This is a genomic window from Streptomyces sp. NPDC005374 (genome assembly GCF_042872225.1).
Classification (GTDB): Bacteria; Actinomycetota; Actinomycetes; order Streptomycetales; family Streptomycetaceae; genus Streptomyces.
The window spans coordinates 1-1,408 of the sequence record NZ_JBIAKA010000047.1 but is presented as its reverse complement, the minus strand read 5'-3'; the positions used below and the strand labels follow the sequence as shown (position 1 = coordinate 1,408).

The window sequence follows — 1,408 nt, the reverse complement described above, 5'->3', positions numbered from 1 at the left end:
TAGTGCTTCGTTAGGTTCTGGTTCTGCTGGTGGTGAGGGGGCGGCCGCAGGTGCTGCAGGTGCCGGTCCAGCACCTCAGCAGGTCTTGGAGTGCGTCGAGGGTCTGGTAGAGGCTCGGGCCGGTGCCTCGGCTTTTGGGTCGAGCCTGCGGAGGGTGAGGAAGGCCTGGGCGGCGGTGACGAGGGTGACGTGGTGGTGCCATCCGCGCCAGGTGCGGCCTTCGAAGTGGTCGAGTCCCAGGCCGTGTTTGAGCTCGCGGTAGTCATGCTCGACCCGCCAGCGCATCTTCGCCCACCGCACCAGGTCAGCGACGGGTGTGGCGGCCGACAGGTTCGATATCCAGTAGCCCGTCGGGGCGTCCTGGCCGTGCGGCCATTCGACCAGGACGGTCTGAACGGGCAGGACGCCGTCCCACCGGCTGCGGCCCCCGCCCGCCTCCTGAGCGGCGGCCAGACACTGCTTGCCCGCGGACCGCACCGTCAGCACCGCGAACCGCGAGGTCATCACACCCTTGCTGCCCTGTCGCCAGGTCACCTCACAGAATCGCTCCGCGCCCGCCTCCGCGGCCACGGCCGACAGAGCTCGCGGCGGGAGGCGGTAGCGGGGAAGGGTGGGCGGCCCGACCCCGCCGTAAGCGGGCTGGTGCGGCTCGGCTTCCTCCGGATGAGCGACTTCCTTCCCCTGCAGGGCCAGCACATAGGTCAGCCCCCGTTCCTGGAGTCCCAGCCGGAACCGTGTGCTGACGCCGTAGCCGGCGTCGGCCACGATGACCGGCGCCTGCAACTGCCACCGGGCGAGTGTGTCCAGCAGACCGAGCGCCAGACGCCACTTCTCCCGACGCACCACCACCTCCCGGGGGACGCCTGCCCTGCGGCAGCGGTCGGGCTCATCCGTCCACTCGCGCGGCAGATACAACTGCCACTCCAAGGGGCACGAGGCGGTGTCGGTGGCGGCATGGACACTGACCGCGACCTGGCAGTTCGCCCGCTTGCCGACCGCTCCGCAGTACTGGCGGGCCACCCCGACCGACGCGTTGCCGCACTTGGGGAACGACACGTCGTCGATCACCCACACCTCGGGCCTGACCACTTGGGACAGCCGCTCGGCGATCCGCCGCCTGACCGGCAGCGGATCCCACGGCGACTGGTTCACGAACTGCTGCAGGGCCTGCATGTTGCCGTCCGACAGCCGTGCGGCCATCGGCTGGATCGACTTGCGACGGCCATCCAGCATCAGCCCCCGTAGATAGCACTCACCTTTGGCCCGCTGATCCTTGCGCGGCACCGAGGCGAACACATCCGCCACGAACAGCCCCAATGCGGCCCGTAATCGGTTCACTTCATGCGTGTCCACACCCTCAACATGCTCTTGATCAGCACAAACGTATAGACCTAACGAAGCACTACTA

General features: G+C 68.5%; 1 protein-coding gene. It reads right to left on the bottom strand.

The window, feature by feature from the left end:
- Positions 1 to 75: 75 nt before the first annotated feature.
- The gene (locus ACFYRX_RS46750; RefSeq protein ID WP_389113566.1) at positions 76 to 1,353 is read right to left on the bottom strand and encodes an IS701 family transposase; all 1,278 of its coding nucleotides are present in this window, start codon (positions 1,351 to 1,353) and stop codon (positions 76 to 78) included.
- Positions 1,354 to 1,408 lie beyond the last annotated feature (55 nt).